This window comes from Mesorhizobium sp. WSM4819, from assembly GCF_055811215.1.
Genome location: NZ_JBVVQO010000009.1, coordinates 137,510 through 156,407 on the forward strand (window position 1 = coordinate 137,510; position 18,898 = coordinate 156,407).

Here is an 18,898-nt window from a genome sequence, read left to right on the forward strand (position 1 = left end):
CGACGCGTGTCCGCTGGCGGACACCAACGGGACAATTGATGAATCCGAATTATCGCAATCTCGCGCTCTGGGCGATCATAGCGGTCCTGCTCATCGCTCTCTTCAATCTGTTCCAGACGCCGCAGACGCGCGGAGCAGCGAGTGACGTCCCCTATTCGCAGTTCCTGCAGGACGTCGCGGCCGGCCGGGTCAAGACGGTGACCATCGCGGGCGCCCGCATCTCGGGCACCTATACCGACACCTCTACCGGCTTCCAGACCTATTCGCCGGGTGATCCATCGCTGGTTTCGAGGTTGCAGGACAAGAACGTCACCATCAACGCGCGCCCCGAATCCGACGGTTCCAATTCGCTGTTCAGCTATCTCATCTCCTGGCTGCCGATGATCCTCATCCTTGGCGTCTGGATATTCTTCATGCGCCAGATGCAGTCCGGCTCCGGCCGCGCCATGGGCTTCGGCAAGTCGAAGGCCAAGCTTTTGACTGAAGCGCATGGCCGCGTCACCTTCCAGGATGTCGCCGGCGTCGACGAAGCCAAGCAGGATTTGGAAGAGATTGTCGAATTCCTGCGTGATCCGCAGAAGTTCCAGCGGCTTGGCGGCAAGATTCCGCGCGGCGTGCTGCTCGTCGGCCCTCCCGGGACCGGCAAGACGCTGCTTGCCCGTTCGGTCGCCGGTGAGGCCAACGTGCCGTTCTTCACCATTTCCGGCTCGGACTTTGTCGAGATGTTCGTCGGCGTTGGCGCTAGCCGCGTCCGCGACATGTTCGACCAAGCCAAGAAGAATGCGCCCTGCATCATCTTCATCGACGAAATCGACGCGGTCGGCCGCCATCGCGGCGCCGGCCTCGGCGGCGGCAACGACGAGCGCGAGCAGACGCTGAACCAGTTGCTGGTCGAAATGGACGGCTTCGAATCCAACGAAAGCATCATCCTGATCGCTGCCACCAACCGGCCGGACGTGCTCGATCCGGCGCTGCTCAGGCCCGGCCGTTTCGACCGCCAGGTGGTGGTGCCGAACCCCGACATCGTCGGCCGCGAGAAGATCCTGAAGGTACATGTGCGCAACGTGCCGCTGGCCCCCAATGTCGACCTCAAGGTGATCGCACGCGGCACGCCGGGCTTTTCCGGCGCCGACCTGATGAACCTCGTCAACGAATCCGCCCTGATGGCGGCGCGGCGCAACAAGCGTCTTGTCACCATGGCCGAGTTCGAGGACGCCAAGGACAAGATCATGATGGGCGCCGAGCGCCGCTCGTCGGCGATGACCCAGGCCGAGAAGGAACTCACCGCCTATCACGAGGCCGGTCACGCCATCCTGGCGCTGAACGTGCCGTCGGCCGATCCGCTGCACAAGGCGACCATCATCCCGCGCGGCCGGGCGCTTGGCATGGTCATGCAGTTGCCTGAAGGCGACCGCTATTCGATGAGCTACAAATACATGATCTCGCGCCTCGCCATCATGATGGGTGGCCGCGTCGCCGAGGAGTTCAAGTTCGGCAAGGAGAACATCACCTCGGGCGCCTCCTCGGACATCGAGCAGGCAACCAAGCTGGCGCGCGCCATGGTCACGCGCTGGGGTTTTTCCGACAAGCTTGGCCACGTCGCTTATGGCGACAACCAGGAGGAAGTGTTCCTCGGCCATTCGGTGGCGCGCACGCAGAACGTATCGGAAGAGACGGCGCAGATCATCGACGCCGAAGTGCGCCGGCTGATCGACGAGGCCTATTCGACGGCGAAATCCATCCTGACCAAGAAGAAAAAGGAATGGATTGCGCTGGCGCAGGGGCTTTTGGAATATGAGACGCTGTCCGGCGACGAGATCAAGCAGCTGATCGCCGGCCACAAGCCGGCACGCGATCTCGGCGACGACACGCCGCCGAGCCGGGGCTCGGCCGTGCCGAAGTCCGGCAGCCGCCGCAAGAAGGGCCCGGAGCCCGAAGGCGGCATGGAGCCTCAGCCGTCAAGCTAGGGTCCGGCTCAGGAGATTGATTTCGAAAACGCCGCGGCCTGGACCGCGGCGTTTCTGTTTGAAGTTGGAGAGGGCTGCCGGAGTTGTCCGCGGCCTTGCACGCGCAGTTGGCGATTGGCGAAAGCCGGCATGGCGGCTAATCTCCCCACTTGTGGGGGAGATGTCCGGCAGGACAGAGGGGGCGCTGTCCCGCCGACCTGTCAACGTAGCGCAGCCATGCCCACGCTAACTAATCCCAATCAGCGAGGCGAATAATGGGAAGGTTAGCGATCCTTCGCGTCCCCTCTGCCATGCCGGGCATCTCCCCCACGACGGCCCACGACGGGGGGATTGGCAGCGTCGATGCTGCTCCTCGCAACGCAGGTAGCCTCTTGGAAAGTCGGCCAACAAAAAGGCCCGCGAAGCTTGCGGTTCGCGGGCCTTGCTATCTTCGAATGTTGATGCCGATCAGCTCTTCAGCGCGGCATTGCACAGGCTGTAGAAGCCGCCACCGGTCTGGATCCATTTGAGGCCGCCCAGCGTCCCGGCCCCCTTGTTGGCGTGGTATTGGTCGCGGCAGGTGTACATGCGGGCCTTGGCCGGAGTTTCGCTGCTATATTTGTCCGAGATCGCCTTCGGCAACGTCACTCCCTGGGGAGCGGTGACGGTCGGCTTTTTCGGCTGGCTGGTGAGGCTTGCCTGATCGGCTGCCGGCTTGGTGTCGTCGTCGAAGGCACTGGCACCGCACTGGCTCATGCGGAAGTCGTTCCACTTCATGCCGTTCAGCGTGTTGCCGGCCTTGGCCGCCCGATATTTGGCGCCGCACTCCGCCCTGCTGAGGCCGCTGCCTGCATTGGCAGTTGCCGCTGCCTTAGTCGTCGCTGCGGCGGCCGCATCGGGCGTTGCAGCGCTGGTGCTGTTCGCCTTGGCTGGCGTGGCGTCGGTTGCGGCGGCGACGGTGGCGCATTCTGCCTTGCGGAACTGGTTCCAGTTCTGCCCGCCAAGTGTTCCGGCGTCCTTTGCCGCGTTATACTTGGTGCTGCATTCAGCCATGGTCAGCGCATTGGCGGGCGCTGCCAGGAATAAAGTCACGACGGCAAGACCCGTCAAAGTTGCAAGTCGATGGATAAGCATGTGTCTTCTCCCTCTGATGTTCACGTTATGTACCAAGCAAGCAATAGCACTCAACGAATGGTTGCGCCAGAGGCCAAATGGCGTAAAACCCTTCGGAAAGTGCATTATTTTGGATGAACTTGTTGCCAGCTCCTGCCCCCAGGCAATTTCCTGGGCGCATATGCACGGAAAACTTGTATAGAGCGGACCACTCTCCGGGAACTGCCTCGCATGACGGGCCGAGCGGGTCGGCCAGTGCGGCGGACCTGACTGCCCGGTCCAGAGCAACACGATTTGTGGGTTCCGAATTCAATGCCTATCGACTGACACTTGAAAGAATCCAGATGCGGTCTGAAGTCGCTGAAAGCTGCTGCTGCAACCAGGGCAGGCAAAATCACAGCACTGACGTGACACAAAACACACAAGACAACAGTTTTCTAAGGAATGGTGCCCTATAATCATGAATTGTGATGATAGGGCTCGGGCCAATGTGTGGCATGACGTGCCGGCAATGAACCATCGGGAAGCTGACTAGCATGGCAGGAAGTTATTTCGGAACGGACGGCATTCGCGGCCGCGCCAATAGATTTCCAATGACGGCGGAGATCGCCATGAGGGTCGGCATGGCCGCCGGCCTTTCGTTCCAGCGCGGCAACCATCGTCACCGCGTCGTGCTCGGCAAGGACACCAGACTTTCCGGCTACATGATCGAGAATGCGATGGTGTCGGGCCTGTGCGCCGCCGGCATGGATGTGTTCCTGCTCGGCCCGATTCCGACGCCCGCGGTCGCCATGCTGGTGCGCTCATTGCGCGCCGACATCGGCGTGATGATCTCGGCCTCGCACAATCCTTACTACGACAACGGCATCAAGCTGTTCGGTCCCGATGGCTACAAGCTTTCCGACGAGATCGAGGAGCGCATCGAGGGCATGCTCGACAAGGATATCGAACTGGCGCTCGCCGACTCGGACGGGCTCGGACGCGCCAAGCGCGTCGACGGCGTTCATGACCGCTATATCGAATTTGCCAAGCGCACGCTGCCGCGGTCGATGTCGCTGTCGGGCCTCCGCATCGTTGTCGATTGCGCCAATGGCGCTGCGTACAAGGTGGCGCCCGAGGCGCTGTGGGAACTCGGCGCCGAAGTTGTCGCCATCAACGTCGAGCCCAACGGCTTCAACATCAACAAGGAGTGTGGCTCGACCCATCCGGCCGGCCTGCAGAAGAAGGTGCACGAAGTGCGCGCCGATATCGGCATCGCGCTCGACGGCGACGCCGACCGCGTCGTCATCGTCGACGAGAACGGCGCGATCGTCGATGGCGACCAGATCATGGCGCTGATCGCCGAGTCCTGGCATCAGAGCGGACGGCTGGCCGGCGGTGGCGTCGTCTCGACGGTGATGTCCAATCTCGGCCTCGAACGCTTCCTCGGCGACATGAACCTGCAGTTGCACCGCACCAAGGTCGGCGACCGCTATGTCGTCGAGCACATGCGTGCCCACGGCCTGAATGTCGGCGGCGAACAGTCGGGCCACATCGTGCTGTCCGATTTTTCCACCACCGGCGACGGCCTCGTCTCGGCGCTCCAGGTGCTCGCCTGCATCAAGCGGCAGAACCGACCGGTCAGCGAATTGTCGAAGAAGTTCGCGCCGGTGCCGCAATTGCTGAAGAACGTTCATATTTCCGGCGGCAAGCCGCTCGAGGAAGCTTTGGTCAAGGCGGCGATCGAAGATGGACGCCACCGCTTGGGCCAGGCTGGCCGCCTCGTCATCCGGCCGTCCGGCACGGAACCGCTGATCCGCGTCATGGCGGAAGGCGACGATCAGCAACTGGTCGAGGCCGTGGTCAACGACATCGTCGAGGTCATTTCGGAAACCCGCAGCGCCGCCTGATCCCCCAGTTTTTGCCAGGTGAAAAGCCCGCCCTCCGGCGGGCTTTTTCGTGTGTCCGCACGCCAAATCGTTGGCGGACAACGCGAAAATCCTGAAAGATTTAGAGATTCATGGTTAAGCGATAGGGTTAAACGGCTTTTAACTTTTCCAATTCATTATCCACGACTGAAACCAATCAGATTCGGACGCGTTCGCTGTGCCGAGGGTTCTCAGGGGTGACAAGCATGTTCAATACAGCAAGAATGGGCCTCTTTGCCGCGCTGCTCGCGGGCGTGGCCGGACCAGTGTTCGCCGCCGACTTCGTCGAGCCGCCCGTGGTCGAGCCGGCCCCGCCGCCGCCCGTCTACGAGCAGCCGGTCGAATATGGCGGCTGGTACATTCGCGGCGACATCGACTACCACTGGTCGAAGTTCCGCGGCGGCGACTACATCACTTATAGCGCGGTCGCGCCGCAGAATCCCGGCCGCTTCGACAGCGGCGAGCTGGATGGCGCCTTCTCGGCCGGCGCCGGCGTCGGCTACCAGATCAACCGGCACTTCCGCACCGACCTGACCGCGGACTGGTTGAGCAAATCCGATTTCCGCGGCTCGACCAGCGGCTTCTGCGGCGTTAATCAGACGCCCTGCACTTCGACCGACCACTCGTCCTATACGGCGCTGCTGCTGCTCGCCAATGCCTATGTCGATATCGGCACCTGGCACGGCGTCACGCCTTATGTCGGCGCCGGCATCGGCGGCGCCTGGGTCAAATGGGACACGCTGCACAACAATGACATCGACGGCGAGTTCGAGCATCATGGCGGCAAGGGCTGGCGCTTTGCCTATGCGGCCATGGCGGGCGCCTCCTACTGCCTGACCGATCGCGTCAAGCTCGATCTCGGCTACCGCTTCAGCCATATCGAGGGCGGCAAGATGTTCGACTACGCTTCAGACAGCAATGTCGGTCCCGGCCATGACAAGGGCATCAATGTGCACGAAGTGCGCGGCGGCCTGCGCTACCAGTTCGGCAACTCGGACTGCGCCCAGCCGGAGCCGATCGCCTACGAACCCGAACCGGTTTACACCAAGTAATCGCTTCGAGAGCAGGTTTGCGGACCGCCCGGCAAAAGCCGGGCGGTTTTTTCGTTGTGGCGGCAACGCGCATCAAAATCAATTCGCTAACGCCTTGTTATCCTTAACCACCACTTAACCACTATGGTTAACAATGCCCTGAAACGGCGCTCGCGATCGCGAATGGCGCCACCTTCGGGAGCCGGGGATCATGACAGTCAAATCGCGCATAGCACTGGCGCTTGCAGCAATCGCCCTGACGCCGTTGTCGCAGGCGCTTGGCGCCGACTACGATCCGCCGATCTATGTCGACCAGGCGCCGGACTATGTGCCGGTCGAAGTCGGTTCGGGCTGGTATCTGCGCGGCGATGTCGCCTATCTGCCGGAAGAGAGCTACAGGAATGTGGACTTCGCTTTCACGCCGGCAAGCTATAAGGAGAGCGAGGATCCGGTTTTTGCCAGTATCGGCTTCGGTTATCATCTAAACGACTACCTTCGAGCCGAAGTGAATCTCGGCTATCTGCCCGGCAACAAGATTGACGTCAGATTTAACAACGGAATTGTTGCTGCTTCCGCGAATGTGGAAAACTCCGCCTGGACAGGGATGGTAAACGGCTATGTCGACTTGGGAACCTATGTCGGCTTCACGCCCTATGTCGGCGCAGGCGTCGGCCTTTATCGAAGCAAACGCAGCTTTTCGGCGAGCTTTGTCAACGCTCTAAACCCGGCAAGCAACTTCGATCTGCGTGACGACAAAACGCAGTATTCTTTTGCTTATTCACTAAATGCCGGTGTTGCGTACCAGGTTTCCAAGAACTTCTCGGTTGATTTAGGCTACCAGTACCTGTCGGCGCCGGATGCCGAATATGCCACCCTGGCTGACTTGGATGACTCTCCAATCCGCAAAGGGATCGACTCCCATCAGATCAAGGTCGGGCTGCGTTACGATCTCTGGTAGGCACGGCGAAAACCTTGGGAATGCCGGCGGCGGACTTCGGTCCGCCGTTCTGTTTTGTGCGGGGGACGCAACCAGTATCCCGTCAGCGACAAAAACTTTCCTCTTGACGCCGGAAGCCTGAACGCATATCGCCGTCTGTGGGCCACCCCTCCCCAACGAGGGGCCACTATCTGGAAGGATAGACCACGATGACGATCCATACGAAGCCCGGACTGCGCCCGGCAAATCCCAATTTTTCCTCAGGTCCCTGTGCAAAACGCCCCGGCTGGTCAGTCGAGGCGCTGGCCAATGCCGCGCTCGGACGCTCGCACCGCGCCAAGATCGGCAAGACCAAGCTCGAACAGGCGATCGAGCTGACGCGGGAAATTCTCCAAATTCCGGCGGATTATCGCATCGGCATCGTGCCGGCGTCGGACACCGGCGCCGTCGAGATGGCGCTGTGGTCGCTGCTCGGCGAACGCGGCGTCGACATGGTCGCCTGGGAGAGTTTCGGTTCCGGCTGGGTCACCGATGTGGTCAAGCAGCTGAAGCTCGCCGACGTGCGCAGGATCGAAGCCGGCTACGGTGCGTTGCCGGATCTGACAAAAATCGACTTCGACCGCGACGTGGTCTTCACCTGGAACGGCACGACCTCAGGCGTGCGCGTGCCGAACGGCGATTTCATCCCGGCCGCCCGCAAGGGCCTGACCATCTGCGACGCCACGTCGGCGGCCTTTGCGCAAGAGCTCGATTTTGGCAAGCTCGACGTCGTCACCTTCTCCTGGCAGAAGGTGCTGGGCGGCGAAGGTGCGCATGGCATGCTGATCCTCAGCCCGCGCGCCGTCGAGCGGCTGGAAAGCTACAAGCCTGGCTGGCCGCTGCCGAAAATCTTTCGCCTCACCTCGGGCGGCAAGCTCATCGAAGGCATTTTCAAGGGCGAAACCATCAACACGCCGTCGATGCTGTGCGTCGAGGATTATCTCGACGCGCTGCGTTGGGCGAAGTCGATCGGCGGTCTCGACGCATTGATTGCCCGCGCCGACGCCAACGCCGCCATTATCGACGGTTTCGTCGGCAAATCCGCATGGCTCGGCCATCTGGCCACCGACCCGGCGACGCGATCGAACACGTCCGTCTGTCTTTCCTTCACCGACCAGGACGTCGCCGCGCTCGATGCCGACGGACAAGCGGCGTTCGCCAAGGGCATCGTCTCGGCGCTCGACAAGGAAGGCGTCGCCTACGATATCGGCGCCTATCGCGATGCGCCGCCGGGCCTGCGCATCTGGTGCGGCGCGACCGTCGAGACTTCCGACCTCGAAGCGCTGCTGCCGTGGCTCGACTGGGCCTTTGCCGCGCAAAAGGCGTCGCTCAAGGCGGCCGCCTGATCCCTCCCCTTCGAGGGGAGGGTGGCCCGAAGGGCCGGGTGGGGTCGCCTCCACCCAACTCAACGGTCCGCCGTCCAGAAGAAAAAGATTTCGGCCACGCCCGGCCGCAACCACCCCACCCCGGCACTTCGCGCCGACCCTCCCGTCAGGGGAGGGGCGCCAATCGCAAAGGATGAAGCCCATGCCCCGCGTTCTCGTCTCAGACAAACTCTCCACCACCGCCGTGCAGATCTTCAGGGATCGCGGCATCGAGGTCGACTACCTGCCCGATCTCGGCAAGGACAAGGAAAAGCTGCTCGAAGTGATCGGCCAGTATGACGGCCTCGCCATCCGTTCGGCGACCAAAGTCACCGAAAAGCTGATCGACGCCGCCACAAGGCTCAAGGTGGTCGGCCGCGCCGGCATCGGCGTCGACAATGTCGACATCCCAGCGGCGAGCCGCAAGGGCATCATCGTGATGAACACGCCCTTCGGCAATTCGATCACCACCGCCGAGCATGCCGTCGCCATGATCTTCGCGCTGGCCCGCCAGATACCGGAAGCCAATGCCTCGACCCATGCCGGCAAGTGGGAAAAGAACCGCTTCATGGGCACCGAGATCACCGGCAAGACGCTGGGCATCATCGGCTGCGGCAATATCGGCTCGATCGTCGCTACGCGCGGCGTTGGCCTGAAGATGCACGTCATCGCCTTCGATCCGTTCCTGTCGGACAGTCGCGCCGAGGAGCTCGGCGTCGAGAAGGTGGAACTCGACGAGCTGTTCGCCCGCGCCGATTTCATCACCCTGCACACGCCCTTGACCGACAAGACGCGCAACATCATCGACGCTTCGGCGATCGCCAAAATGAAGACCGGCGTGCGCATCATCAACTGCGCCCGTGGCGGGCTGATCGTCGAGGCCGACCTGATCGCGGCGTTGAAAAGCGGCAAGGTGGCAGGCGCCGGCATCGACGTGTTCGAGGTCGAGCCGGCGGAGAAAAGCGAGCTGTTCGGCATGGAGAATGTGGTGGCGACGCCGCATCTCGGCGCATCGACGATGGAGGCGCAGGAGAACGTCGCTCTGCAGGTCGCCGAGCAGATGGCCGACTACCTGATCAAGGGCGCCGTTTCCAACGCCATCAACATGCCGTCGATCACCGCCGAGGAAGCGCCGCGCCTAAAACCCTTCGTCAAGCTGGCCGAAGTGCTCGGCGCCTTTGTCGGCCAGGTCACCGAGGATCCGATCAAGGAGGTCGAGATCCTGTTCGACGGCTCGACCGCGACGATGAACACGCGCGCGCTGATCAGCGCCACACTTGCCGGGCTGATCCGGCCGCAGGTCTCCGACGTCAACATGGTTTCGGCGCCGATCATGGTCAAGGAGCGCGGCATCATCGTCGCCGAGGTCAAGCGCGACAAATCGGGCGTGTTCGACGGCTATATCAAGCTGACGGTCAAGACCGAGCACAAGACGCGTGCGATCGCCGGCACCTGCTTCTCGGACGGCAAGCCGCGCTTCATCCAGATCAAGGGCATCAACCTCGACGCCGAGGTCGGTCAGCACATGCTGTACACGACCAATGCCGATGCGCCCGGCATCATCGGCCTGCTCGGCACGGTCTGTGGCGAGAACGGCGTCAACATCGCCAACTTCCAGCTCGGCCGCAACCGGCCTGGCGGCGATGCCATCGCGCTGCTTTATCTCGATGCGCCGTTCCCGGAGAAGGTGCTGGAACAGGTGCGGGCGCACAAGTCGATCGACTCCGCCAAGCGGCTGCATTTCGACGTCGGCGTCGCCTGAATCATGCGCGAGGCGCCCCGCGGGCTTTGTAAGCCCACGGGGCGTTTCGACAATGGCGTCGAAATATCGACAGAGTTCTTTCACGGCCCGTCACAGGTTTCCGGCTGTCAAATCGCCATTTTCCGTCCGCTGTATTCGGCCAGGCTGATGCCGCCGAGCACCAGCACGAGGGCGACGCCCTGATAGAGCTGGAATGTCTCACCGACGATCAGCACCGACAGCAGCGTGCCGAAGATCGGCACCAGGTTGATGAACAGGCCGGCCCGGTTGGCGCCGATCAGTTCGTTGCCCCTGATATAAAAAATCTGCGAGACGACCGAAGCGCCGATCGCAGTGTAGAACGCTATCGCCCAGCCGCGCGCATCGGGGACGATGACCTTGCCGGCAGCCACCTCCCACAGCAAGAAAGGTAGCGAGGTGACCAGTGCGGCAATCGACAGCGCCAGCATCAGGCTTTGCCAGCGTATGGCCGGCTTCAGCCGCAACCCGACCGAGTAGAAGCTGTAGCAAAGCACCGCGATCAGCATGATGGCGTCACCGAAGTTAAGATCCAGCTTGAGGAGCTGGCGCAGATCGCCGTGGCTGGCGGTCAGGGCGACGCCGATGATCGTCAGCGCGACGCCGGCGATCTGCACCCGGTTCACACGCAGGCGAAACAGCACGAAATTGGCGAGGATGATGACGACCGGGATTGCCGCCTGCTCGATCGAGACGTTGATCGCCGTCGTGTAGTTGAGCGCCGTGTAGAAGATCGCGTTGAAAAAGGTGAAGCCGCAAGCGCCGAGCCCGCCAAGCAGCAACCAATGCCTGCGCACCACCGGCCAGTCCTCGCGCAGCGTTCGCCAGCCGATCGGCAGCAAGATCAGAACGGCCAGAACCCAGCGCAGGAAGACCAGCGTCATCGGCGAAATATGATCGACTGCCAGTTTGCCGGCCACGGAGTTGCCGCCCCACAGCAAGGTGGTGGACAGCAGGAACAGATAGGCGGTTCGATGCATCGCGAAATTCCAGCCGGGGTGGGCAGGGTCATTGCCGACCTATTGTGGTGGTTCGCCCAAGTAAATGATGTCAAAGGCGAAAATTGTTGTGCCTGAGGGCGCTTTCGGCGGCAAAGAATGGTCGCGCTCGCCGGGTGTTGACGTTATAGAACGACGTACGTCCACTTGGACGCGCAAAAGTACGAGTCTCAAGGCTTTGAACGTTCGCGTCGTGCTTTCCGAAAATCGATTCCGATTTTCTGGCCGATGCGATAGAAGCCTGTCGTTTCGAACCATTCAAGCCGCTCGGAGCGGCGCCTCAAGGGAAAAGAAACATGGCCAATGTGGTGGTCGTCGGCTCGCAATGGGGCGACGAGGGCAAAGGCAAGATCGTTGACTGGCTGTCAGAACGCGCCGACGTCGTCGTGCGCTTCCAGGGCGGCCACAATGCCGGCCATACGCTGGTCGTCGACGGCAAGGTCTACAAGCTGTCGCTGCTGCCGTCCGGCGTGGTGCGGCAAGGCAAGCTGTCCATCATCGGCAATGGCGTCGTCTTCGATCCGCATGCCTTCGTAGCCGAGGTGACGAAATTGAAGGCGCAAGGCGTCGAGGTGACGCCGGAGCGCCTGAAAATAGCCGAAAACACCGCGCTTATCCTGTCCTTGCACCGGGAGCTGGACGGATTCCGCGAAGACGCCGCCTCCAATTCGGGAACGAAAATCGGCACGACCCGTCGCGGCATCGGCCCCGCTTATGAGGATAAGGTGGGCCGGCGCGCGGTCAGGGTGATGGATTTGGCGGATTTGGAAACGCTGCCCTTGAAGGTCGACAGGCTGCTGACGCATCACAATGCGCTGCGCCGCGGGCTCGGCCACGCCGAAGTCACGCATGAGGCGATCATGAGTGAGCTGATTTCGGTCGCCGACGAGATCCTGCCCTATATGGACCGCGTCTGGAAGATCCTCGACGACAAGCGCCGCGCCGGCGAACGCATCCTGTTCGAGGGCGCGCAGGGCACGCTGCTCGACATCGACCACGGCACCTATCCGTTCGTCACCTCGTCCAACACGGTAGCCGGTCAAGCGGCCGCCGGATCCGGCGTCGGCCCGGGTGCCATCGGTTATGTGCTCGGCATCACCAAGGCCTATACGACGCGTGTCGGCGAAGGTCCGTTCCCGACCGAACAGAAGAACGAGATCGGCGAGTTCCTGGGCACGCGCGGCCACGAGTTCGGCGTCGTCACCGGCCGCAAGCGCCGCTGCGGCTGGTTCGATGCCGTGCTGGTTCGCCAAGCCGTCGCCGTAAACGGCATCAAGGGCATCGCCCTGACCAAGCTCGACGTGCTCGACGGCCTGGACGAGATCAAGGTCTGCACCGGCTACCGCCTCGATGGCGAGGCGATCGATTATCTGCCGGCCAGCCAGGGTGCGCAGGCGCGCGTCGAACCGATCTACGAGACGCTGGAGGGCTGGAAAGGCACCAGCGCCGGCGCCAGAAGCTGGAACGATCTGCCGGCCCAGGCAGTCAAATATGTCCGTCACATCGAGGAACTGATCGGCGCGCCGGTCGCACTCCTTTCCACCAGCCCTGAACGGGACGACACAATACTTGTGACCGATCCGTTTCAAGACTAGATTCCAAGCTGTTCCGGGCATCGCGGCCGATTGCAGGGGCCGGCCCAGAAACGAAATGCAGGTCGACTGAAGCATGGCAGATTTTGTTGGTGCTCTGAAAAAGACGCTCGACGGCCTTGGAAATCCGACGCCGGAGATACGCGCCAGGGTCTATGACAAAGCCCGTTCGACAATCGCGGACAAGCTGGCGAAGAACATACCGCCGCTGGCGCCGTCGGTCGTTGCCCAGCATAAGCGCACCCTGGAAGATGCCATCGCCATCGTCGAGCGGGGCTACGCCAAGCCTGCGCCGGTATCCGATCCGCTGTCGGAGTTGGAGGACATCTTCTCCTCCATTGACCGCAACAAGAACCAACCCAGCCATGTCCGACAGCCGGCAAAGGCCGAGCCGGCATGGCAGCCGGCCAAGGCCGAGCCGGAATGGCAGCCGGCACCTGCCGCCAAAACCTCGCTGAATTGGCAAAAACCGCCTCCAGAGGGCACCGATGCGGAGCCTTCGGACGCGGATCTTCCAGCGGCGTACGAGAACAGCGATAGCTTTAGAGACGATGTCTTCCCCAACGACGAGGAGCCGGCGCCGGACACTTTTCAGCATCCTGCCGAGCGCAGGCGCAGCTATGGCGGGCTGATCGCCGCTGTCGTCGCCTTGCTCGTCATCGCGGGCGGCGGCTACGGCATCTGGCTGAACAAGGACGCGTTCAGCAACATGCTGGGTCTCAACAGCACGACGGTCGCAACCGTAGAACCGCTGGTGAAGCCGAGCCCGGCCGAGCGGCCGGCTGCCGATGCTGCGGCAAGGGCCCCGGCCGCAGCGGCTCCAGCCGATGCCGAGGGCACAAAGTTCACCCAGCGGCTGACACCTGAGGGCGGTGAGGTCGATCCCGGCCCCGCTTCAGGACAAAGTGGCATCGGAGAGGGCGAATCCGTCGCAGCACTGACCACGCCGCCGCCGGCCGCACCTGCGCCTGCAGCGCCTGCCGGCACGCCAGCCACGACTGTGCCCGCACCGGGCGCGGCCCCCGCAACACCGCCTGCCGATGCCGCCACGCCGGCGCCTGCGGCGCCGACCGATAGCGCAGCCGCGCCGGCAGCGCCGGCCCCGGGTGCCGCGCCGGGTGCTGCACCGACAGCCGCGCCTGCGGAATCCGCACTGGCGGTCGGCCAGAAGGCGATCTTCTACGAGGAGCGCACCAGCACCGCGCAAGGCTCGGCCGAGCCCGGCAGCATCGTCTGGTCGCTGGTGCAGGAATCGCCCGGCGGCAACCTGCCGCCCGAGCCGGCAATCCGCGCCGAGGCGAGCATTCCGGGCAAGGACGTGCAGTTGCGCATGACCATCCGCCGCAACACCGACCAGACGCTGCCGGCCAGCCACATCATCGAGATGATTTTCCTGACGCCCGATGGTTTCGACGGCGGCGGTGTCGACAACATCCTGCGCGTCGCCATGAAGGGCTCTGAACAGGATGCCGGCAGTCCACTGATCGGCATCCCGGCCAAGATCGCCGACGGCTTCTTCCTGGTCGCTCTCAACGACACAAAGCCGGACGAAGACGCCAATCTGACCCTGCTGCGGGGCCAGAAATGGATCGACGTGCCGGTCGTCTATAAGACCGGACGGCGGGCGCTGCTCACCATGGAAAAGGGCATTCCCGGCGAGAAGGTGTTCGACGAGGCGCTGAAGGCTTGGCAAACAAAAGAGGCGGGCTGAGGCCGGCTCACCAGCCTCCCTTCGGCTCAGAAGCCCTGGAACAGCATGTCGAGCGCGGCCACGATGTCGTCGTGATGCTTGGAGATATTCAGTCGACTTTCGCCCAATTCCTTTGCCGGAACCGTGGCGATCAGATGGGTGGCCACAACCAATTTTCGCCCATTGATCTCGATGAGGGGATGGAGCTTTCGCATCGGCGGCGGCGTCATTGTTGTCGGAAGCAGCGGGATCACCACCCGTGTTCTAAAATCGTCGAGCAGGTCGGATTGGACGTCCAGCAAATAGCTGCCTTCGACCCGACCCGCGAAGACATCATAGCGTGCCATCAGAACTGCCGATGTTCTTCCAACGGAATACCGTGCTTTTCGACGTATTCGTTCCACGCTTCTATTGTGGCGCGATTCTCAAGTTTCCATAGTCGGGCTCTTTCGGCAGCCACCGCCTCTGCGATACCGGCTTCGGCGGCGCGCGAGACATTCACATCGAGTCCCTTGGCTTCCTTCATGAGCTTTGAGTCGATCGACAGATTTGCCGGCTGACGAACCGCATTCATAGCTATCTTTCGCATGATAATCTCCGCAGAATGCGCATAATGTATGCGCATTGTCGTGGTGGAGCAACGGCGAAGCGTCTACCCCTCCATCTCCTCGCGCAGCATTTCAAGTTCCAGCCATTCCTCTTCGAGCGCTGCCAGCGTGGCGCGCTCCTTGTCGAGCGCGGCGATGGTCTTCTGGAATGAGGCCGGGTCGCGCTCGTAATAGGCCGGGTCGGCGATATTGTCCTCCAGCCGTGATATCGAGGCGGTCACCGCGTCGATCTTCTTGGGCAGCGATTCCAGCGCGAATTTCTGTTTGAACGACAGTTTTTTCGCCGGGCCCTTCGGCGCAGTTGCCTCGGTCCGGGCTGCCGCCGCCACTTCACTCGTCTCGGCCTTCGGCCGTGCCTTGCGGTCGTCCAGCCTGGTGCCGCCGCGCTGAGCCAGCATGTCGGAATAGCCGCCGGCATATTCGATCCAGCGGCCGCCGCCTTCCGGCGCGATCAGGCTGGTCACCGTGCGGTCGAGGAAATCGCGGTCGTGGCTGACCAGAATGACGGTGCCGGCAAAACCGGCGACCAGTTCCTGCAGCAGTTCCAGCGTCTCCATGTCGAGATCGTTGGTCGGCTCGTCCAGCACCAAAAGATTTGCCGGCCGCGCCAGCACACGGGCGAGCAGCAGCCGCGCCCGCTCGCCGCCCGAAAGCTCGCGCACCGGCGTGCGCGCCTGTTCCGGCTTGAACAGGAAGTCCTTCATGTAGGAGACGACGTGGCGCTGCTCGCCGTTGATGACAAGGTTCTCGCCGCGGCCGTCGGTGAGATACTGCGCCAGCGTCTCTTGCGGGTCGACCGCCTCGCGTTTCTGGTCGAGCGTGGCGATCTCCAGATTGGTGCCGAGTCGCACCGTGCCTGAGTCCGGCTTCAATTCGCCGGTCAGCATCTTCAGCAGCGTCGTCTTGCCGACGCCGTTCGGGCCGACCAGGCCGACGCGGTCACCGCGCTGGATGCGGGTCGAGAAACCCCTGACCACGGTGAGGTCGCCAAAGCTCTTCTCGATGTTCCTGGCCTCGATCACCAGCTTGCCGGATTCGGCGGCGTCGCTGGCCACCATGGTCGCCGCACCCTCGGCGCCGCGATGGCCGCGAAAGCGCTGGCGCATGGTCTGCAGTTCGCCAAGCCGGCGCATGTTGCGCTTGCGCCTTGCCGTCACGCCATAGCGCAACCAGTGCTCCTCGCGCACGATCTGGCGGCCAAGCTTGTGCTGCTCGCGCTCTTCTTCTTCCAGCACGGTGTCGCGCCATTCCTCGAAATGGCCAAAACCCTTGTCCAGCCTGCGGGTCTGGCCACCATCGAGCCAGACGGTGGCGCGCGACACGCGCTCGAGGAAGCGGCGGTCGTGCGAGATGACGATCAGCGCCGAAGAGGTGCGGGCAAGCTCCTCCTCCAGCCATTCGATGACCGACAGGTCGAGATGGTTGGTCGGCTCATCGAGGAGGAGAATGTCGGGCTCCGGCGCCATGACGCGGGCCAGGGCAGCACGGCGGGCTTCGCCGCCGGAGAGATCGTTCGGCCGTTCCTCGCCGGACAGGCCGAGATGCTCCATCAGATAGGTGGCGCGGTAGGGATCGTCGGCGGGTCCGAGCCCCGCCTCGACATAGGCGCGGACGCTGGCGAAACCATCCATGTCGGGCATTTGCGGCAGGTAGCGCACTGTTGCCGAAGGCTGGCGGAACACCTCGCCATCCTGCGGCTCGATCAATCCCGCAGCGATCTTCAGCAACGTCGACTTGCCCGAGCCGTTGCGGCCGACCAGAGCGATCTTGTCGCCCGCCGACGCCGTCAGTTCCGTCCCGTCGAGCAGCGGCGTGCCACCGAAGGTCAGTTTTATCCCGTCGAGATTGAGAAGCGGCGGCGCCATGTCAGCTTTCAGGTAGGGGGAATGGATGGGCGAGCAACAGCGCGCGGCCGCTGCCCAGCGCGACTTGGAGCCGGCCCTTGACCTCGTTGGAAATGGTCAGCGACGAGCCGAACGCCACCTCGACATGGTTCAGCGGCCATTTGGCGCCGGTCACGGTCAGACCGGCAAGGTCGGAGAAGCCGAGAATCGAAAACAGCGTGCCGTCGGCGTAGTCGAAGCCGGCCTTTCCGGGAAGCAAGGGCACGCCTTCCTGTGCGCCACTGGTCAAAAGCACCTCTGTCCCTGCCTCGGCCAGCCGGACGCCGAGCGCCAGGTGCAGGAAGGCGTGGTCGGTGCGCTTGCCGCCGAACGCGCCGGCGAGCACGAGGCTGGTCGCGCCGCGTTCGAGCGCGGCGGCGATAGCCAGTTCGCCGTCGGTCTTGTCCTTTTCTGCCGGAAACACCTGGCGCGGCACGGCGGCGAGCCCGTCCGGCAAATCCGCCGGCACCGAATCGAAGTCGCCGACCCAGAGTTCCGGCGTCAGGCGCAGAGTCCGGGCATGGCTGATGCCGGCGTCGGCGGCGATGACACGCGTGCCTTCGACCTGGCGATCGAGCAGCGGCGTGCGGATAAGGTCGCCGCCAAGCAGGATGGTGAATTTGCTCATATGCGTGGCCCTTACCAGCCCTGCTTGCGAAACGGAAGGCCGCGGTCTGGATGCCCGGCAACTTCCGCTTGCGCCGCAGATGGGCCGGGCCTATGTGTCGAAGCGCTCTAACGGGGTGCTGGACGCGATCTTCGCGGACCGGCTGAGAGGCAACCGGCCAACCCGCTGAACCTGATCCGGTTTGTACCGGCGGAGGGATTAGACGTTTCGGACAACCCGACGCCTCAATTCCCTTCAACGCCAACGAAGGAGGCGCCGATGCGCACGTTGTTATACACACTTGTTTCGGCAGTGCTGCTCGCGGCGACCGTTCTCGCCGGCACCGGGCCGGCATCCGCGCAGGAAAAACTCACCGTCTATACCTATGAGAGCTTCACCGCCGAATGGGGTCCAGGCCCGGCGGTCAAGAAGGCGTTCGAGGCCGAATGCGGCTGTATTCTCGAATTCGTCGCGGTCGCCGACGGCGTCGCCCTGCTCAACCGCGTCAGGCTGGAAGGGGCCGCGACCAAGGCCGACATCGTGCTCGGCCTCGACACCAATCTGACGGCGGAAGCCAAGGCCACCGGCCTGTTTTCGCCGCATGGTGCCGTCATCCACGTCAAGGTGCCGGGCGGCTGGAGCGACGATATTTTCGTGCCGTTCGACTATGGTTATTTCGCCGTCGTCTACGACACCGAAAAGCTGAAGACGCCGCCGAAGAGCCTGAAGGAATTGGTCGAGGGCAATGCCGATGAAAAGATCGTCATTCAGGATCCGCGCACCTCGACGCCCGGTCTCGGCCTGCTGTTGTGGGTGAAGTCGGTTTATGGCGACAAGGCGCCCGAAGCCTGGGCCAAGCTTAAGGCAAAGGTGCTCACCGTGACGCCGGGCTGGAGCGAGGCCTACGGCCTGTTCACCAAGGGCGAGGCGCCGATGGTGCTGTCCTATACCACGTCGCCGGCCTATCATATGGTCGCCGAAAACACCCAACGCTATCAGGCAGCGCCCTTCGACGAGGGCGCGTATCTGCAGATCGAGGTTGCCGGCATCACCAAATCAGGTGCGAAGAACCCGTTTGCGCAACAGTTCCTGACTTTCATGACCGGGCCGAAATTCCAGGATGTCATTCCCGAGACCAACTGGATGTTCCCTGCCGGCAAGACCGAGAAGCCGCTCAATCCGGCTTTCGACAAGCTCGTCAAGCCGACCAAGACGTTGCTTTTCAGCCCCGAAGAGGTCGCCGCCAACCGCAAGGCCTGGGTCGACGAATGGCTGTCGGTGATGAGCAAGTAGGACTTAGATTTCTGCATGGTGTTCGCTCCACGCCACCCCCCTCTGGCCTGCCGGCCATCTCCCCCTCCAGGGGGGAGATCGGATGTCACTTCCGCTTTCGCCAATCGCAA

General features: G+C 62.8%; 15 protein-coding genes and 1 riboswitch. Of the genes, 9 read left to right on the top strand and 6 right to left on the bottom strand.

Features of this window, described 5'->3' with window-relative positions:
- The first annotated feature begins 38 nt into the window (after nucleotides 1-38).
- Nucleotides 39-1,967, top strand: coding sequence for an ATP-dependent zinc metalloprotease FtsH (gene ftsH, locus AC0L18_RS11210; RefSeq protein WP_023799979.1), 1,929 nt, complete (start codon nucleotides 39-41; stop codon nucleotides 1,965-1,967).
- A 447-nt stretch (nucleotides 1,968-2,414) separates the two neighbouring features.
- On the opposite strand, the gene AC0L18_RS11215 is transcribed toward ftsH, so the two are convergent.
- Complete coding sequence (locus AC0L18_RS11215; protein WP_473492217.1) at nucleotides 2,415-3,080, bottom strand: hypothetical protein; 666 nt, start codon at nucleotides 3,078-3,080, stop codon at nucleotides 2,415-2,417.
- A gap of 515 nt (nucleotides 3,081-3,595) precedes the next feature.
- Here AC0L18_RS11215 and glmM point away from each other — a divergent pair.
- The 5 genes from glmM (at nucleotide 3,596) to serA (ending at nucleotide 10,099) form a co-directional block, all read left to right on the top strand.
- Nucleotides 3,596-4,948: a phosphoglucosamine mutase gene (gene glmM / locus AC0L18_RS11220; RefSeq protein ID WP_091593398.1), complete on the top strand. Its 1,353-nt coding sequence runs from the start codon at nucleotides 3,596-3,598 to the stop codon at nucleotides 4,946-4,948.
- 224 nt (nucleotides 4,949-5,172) lie between these two features.
- On the top strand, nucleotides 5,173-6,018 hold the full coding sequence (locus tag AC0L18_RS11225; RefSeq protein ID WP_473492219.1) for an outer membrane protein: 846 nt from the start codon (nucleotides 5,173-5,175) through the stop codon (nucleotides 6,016-6,018).
- Between the two features lie 190 nt (nucleotides 6,019-6,208).
- Nucleotides 6,209-6,955 carry an outer membrane protein gene (locus AC0L18_RS11230; RefSeq protein WP_473492221.1) on the top strand — a complete coding sequence of 249 codons (747 nt, stop codon included), beginning with the start codon at nucleotides 6,209-6,211 and terminating at the stop codon, nucleotides 6,953-6,955.
- Between the two features lie 188 nt (nucleotides 6,956-7,143).
- Entirely contained in the window at nucleotides 7,144-8,319 is a 1,176-nt protein-coding gene (locus AC0L18_RS11235) for a phosphoserine transaminase (protein ID WP_473492222.1), read from the top strand.
- Between the two features lie 181 nt (nucleotides 8,320-8,500).
- Complete coding sequence (gene serA, locus AC0L18_RS11240; RefSeq protein ID WP_031255292.1) at nucleotides 8,501-10,099, top strand: phosphoglycerate dehydrogenase; 1,599 nt, start codon at nucleotides 8,501-8,503, stop codon at nucleotides 10,097-10,099.
- A gap of 107 nt (nucleotides 10,100-10,206) precedes the next feature.
- Here serA and AC0L18_RS11245 read toward each other — a convergent pair whose 3' ends face one another.
- The gene (locus tag AC0L18_RS11245; protein ID WP_473492223.1) at nucleotides 10,207-11,097 is read right to left on the bottom strand and encodes a DMT family transporter; all 891 of its coding nucleotides are present in this window, start codon (nucleotides 11,095-11,097) and stop codon (nucleotides 10,207-10,209) included.
- A gap of 314 nt (nucleotides 11,098-11,411) precedes the next feature.
- Between AC0L18_RS11245 and AC0L18_RS11250 the strand changes: the two genes are divergently transcribed.
- Together AC0L18_RS11250 and AC0L18_RS11255 are read left to right on the top strand one after the other, a co-directional pair.
- Complete coding sequence (locus AC0L18_RS11250; protein WP_473492224.1) at nucleotides 11,412-12,710, top strand: adenylosuccinate synthase; 1,299 nt, start codon at nucleotides 11,412-11,414, stop codon at nucleotides 12,708-12,710.
- Nucleotides 12,711-12,783: 73 nt separating this feature from the next.
- Nucleotides 12,784-14,418: a hypothetical protein gene (locus AC0L18_RS11255; protein ID WP_473492226.1), complete on the top strand. Its 1,635-nt coding sequence runs from the start codon at nucleotides 12,784-12,786 to the stop codon at nucleotides 14,416-14,418.
- A gap of 26 nt (nucleotides 14,419-14,444) precedes the next feature.
- On the opposite strand, the gene AC0L18_RS11260 is transcribed toward AC0L18_RS11255, so the two are convergent.
- From AC0L18_RS11260 to AC0L18_RS11275, 4 genes are all read right to left on the bottom strand, one after another.
- Nucleotides 14,445-14,744: a CcdB family protein gene (locus AC0L18_RS11260; RefSeq protein ID WP_473492228.1), complete on the bottom strand. Its 300-nt coding sequence runs from the start codon at nucleotides 14,742-14,744 to the stop codon at nucleotides 14,445-14,447.
- On the bottom strand, nucleotides 14,744-14,986 hold the full coding sequence (locus AC0L18_RS11265) for a type II toxin-antitoxin system CcdA family antitoxin (protein ID WP_473492229.1): 243 nt from the start codon (nucleotides 14,984-14,986) through the stop codon (nucleotides 14,744-14,746). The genes AC0L18_RS11260 and AC0L18_RS11265 overlap by 1 nt, the downstream gene beginning before the upstream one ends.
- 63 nt (nucleotides 14,987-15,049) lie before the next feature.
- Nucleotides 15,050-16,870: an ABC-F family ATP-binding cassette domain-containing protein gene (locus AC0L18_RS11270; protein ID WP_473492230.1), complete on the bottom strand. Its 1,821-nt coding sequence runs from the start codon at nucleotides 16,868-16,870 to the stop codon at nucleotides 15,050-15,052.
- Between the two features lies 1 nt (nucleotide 16,871).
- Entirely contained in the window at nucleotides 16,872-17,516 is a 645-nt protein-coding gene (locus tag AC0L18_RS11275; protein ID WP_473492231.1) for a thiamine diphosphokinase, read from the bottom strand.
- A gap of 101 nt (nucleotides 17,517-17,617) precedes the next feature.
- A riboswitch (TPP riboswitch) is annotated at nucleotides 17,618-17,731 on the top strand.
- Nucleotides 17,732-17,774: 43 nt separating this feature from the next.
- On the opposite strand from AC0L18_RS11275, the gene thiB reads away from it, so the two are divergent.
- On the top strand, nucleotides 17,775-18,788 hold the full coding sequence (gene thiB / locus AC0L18_RS11280; RefSeq protein ID WP_473492232.1) for a thiamine ABC transporter substrate binding subunit: 1,014 nt from the start codon (nucleotides 17,775-17,777) through the stop codon (nucleotides 18,786-18,788).
- Nucleotides 18,789-18,898 lie beyond the last annotated feature (110 nt).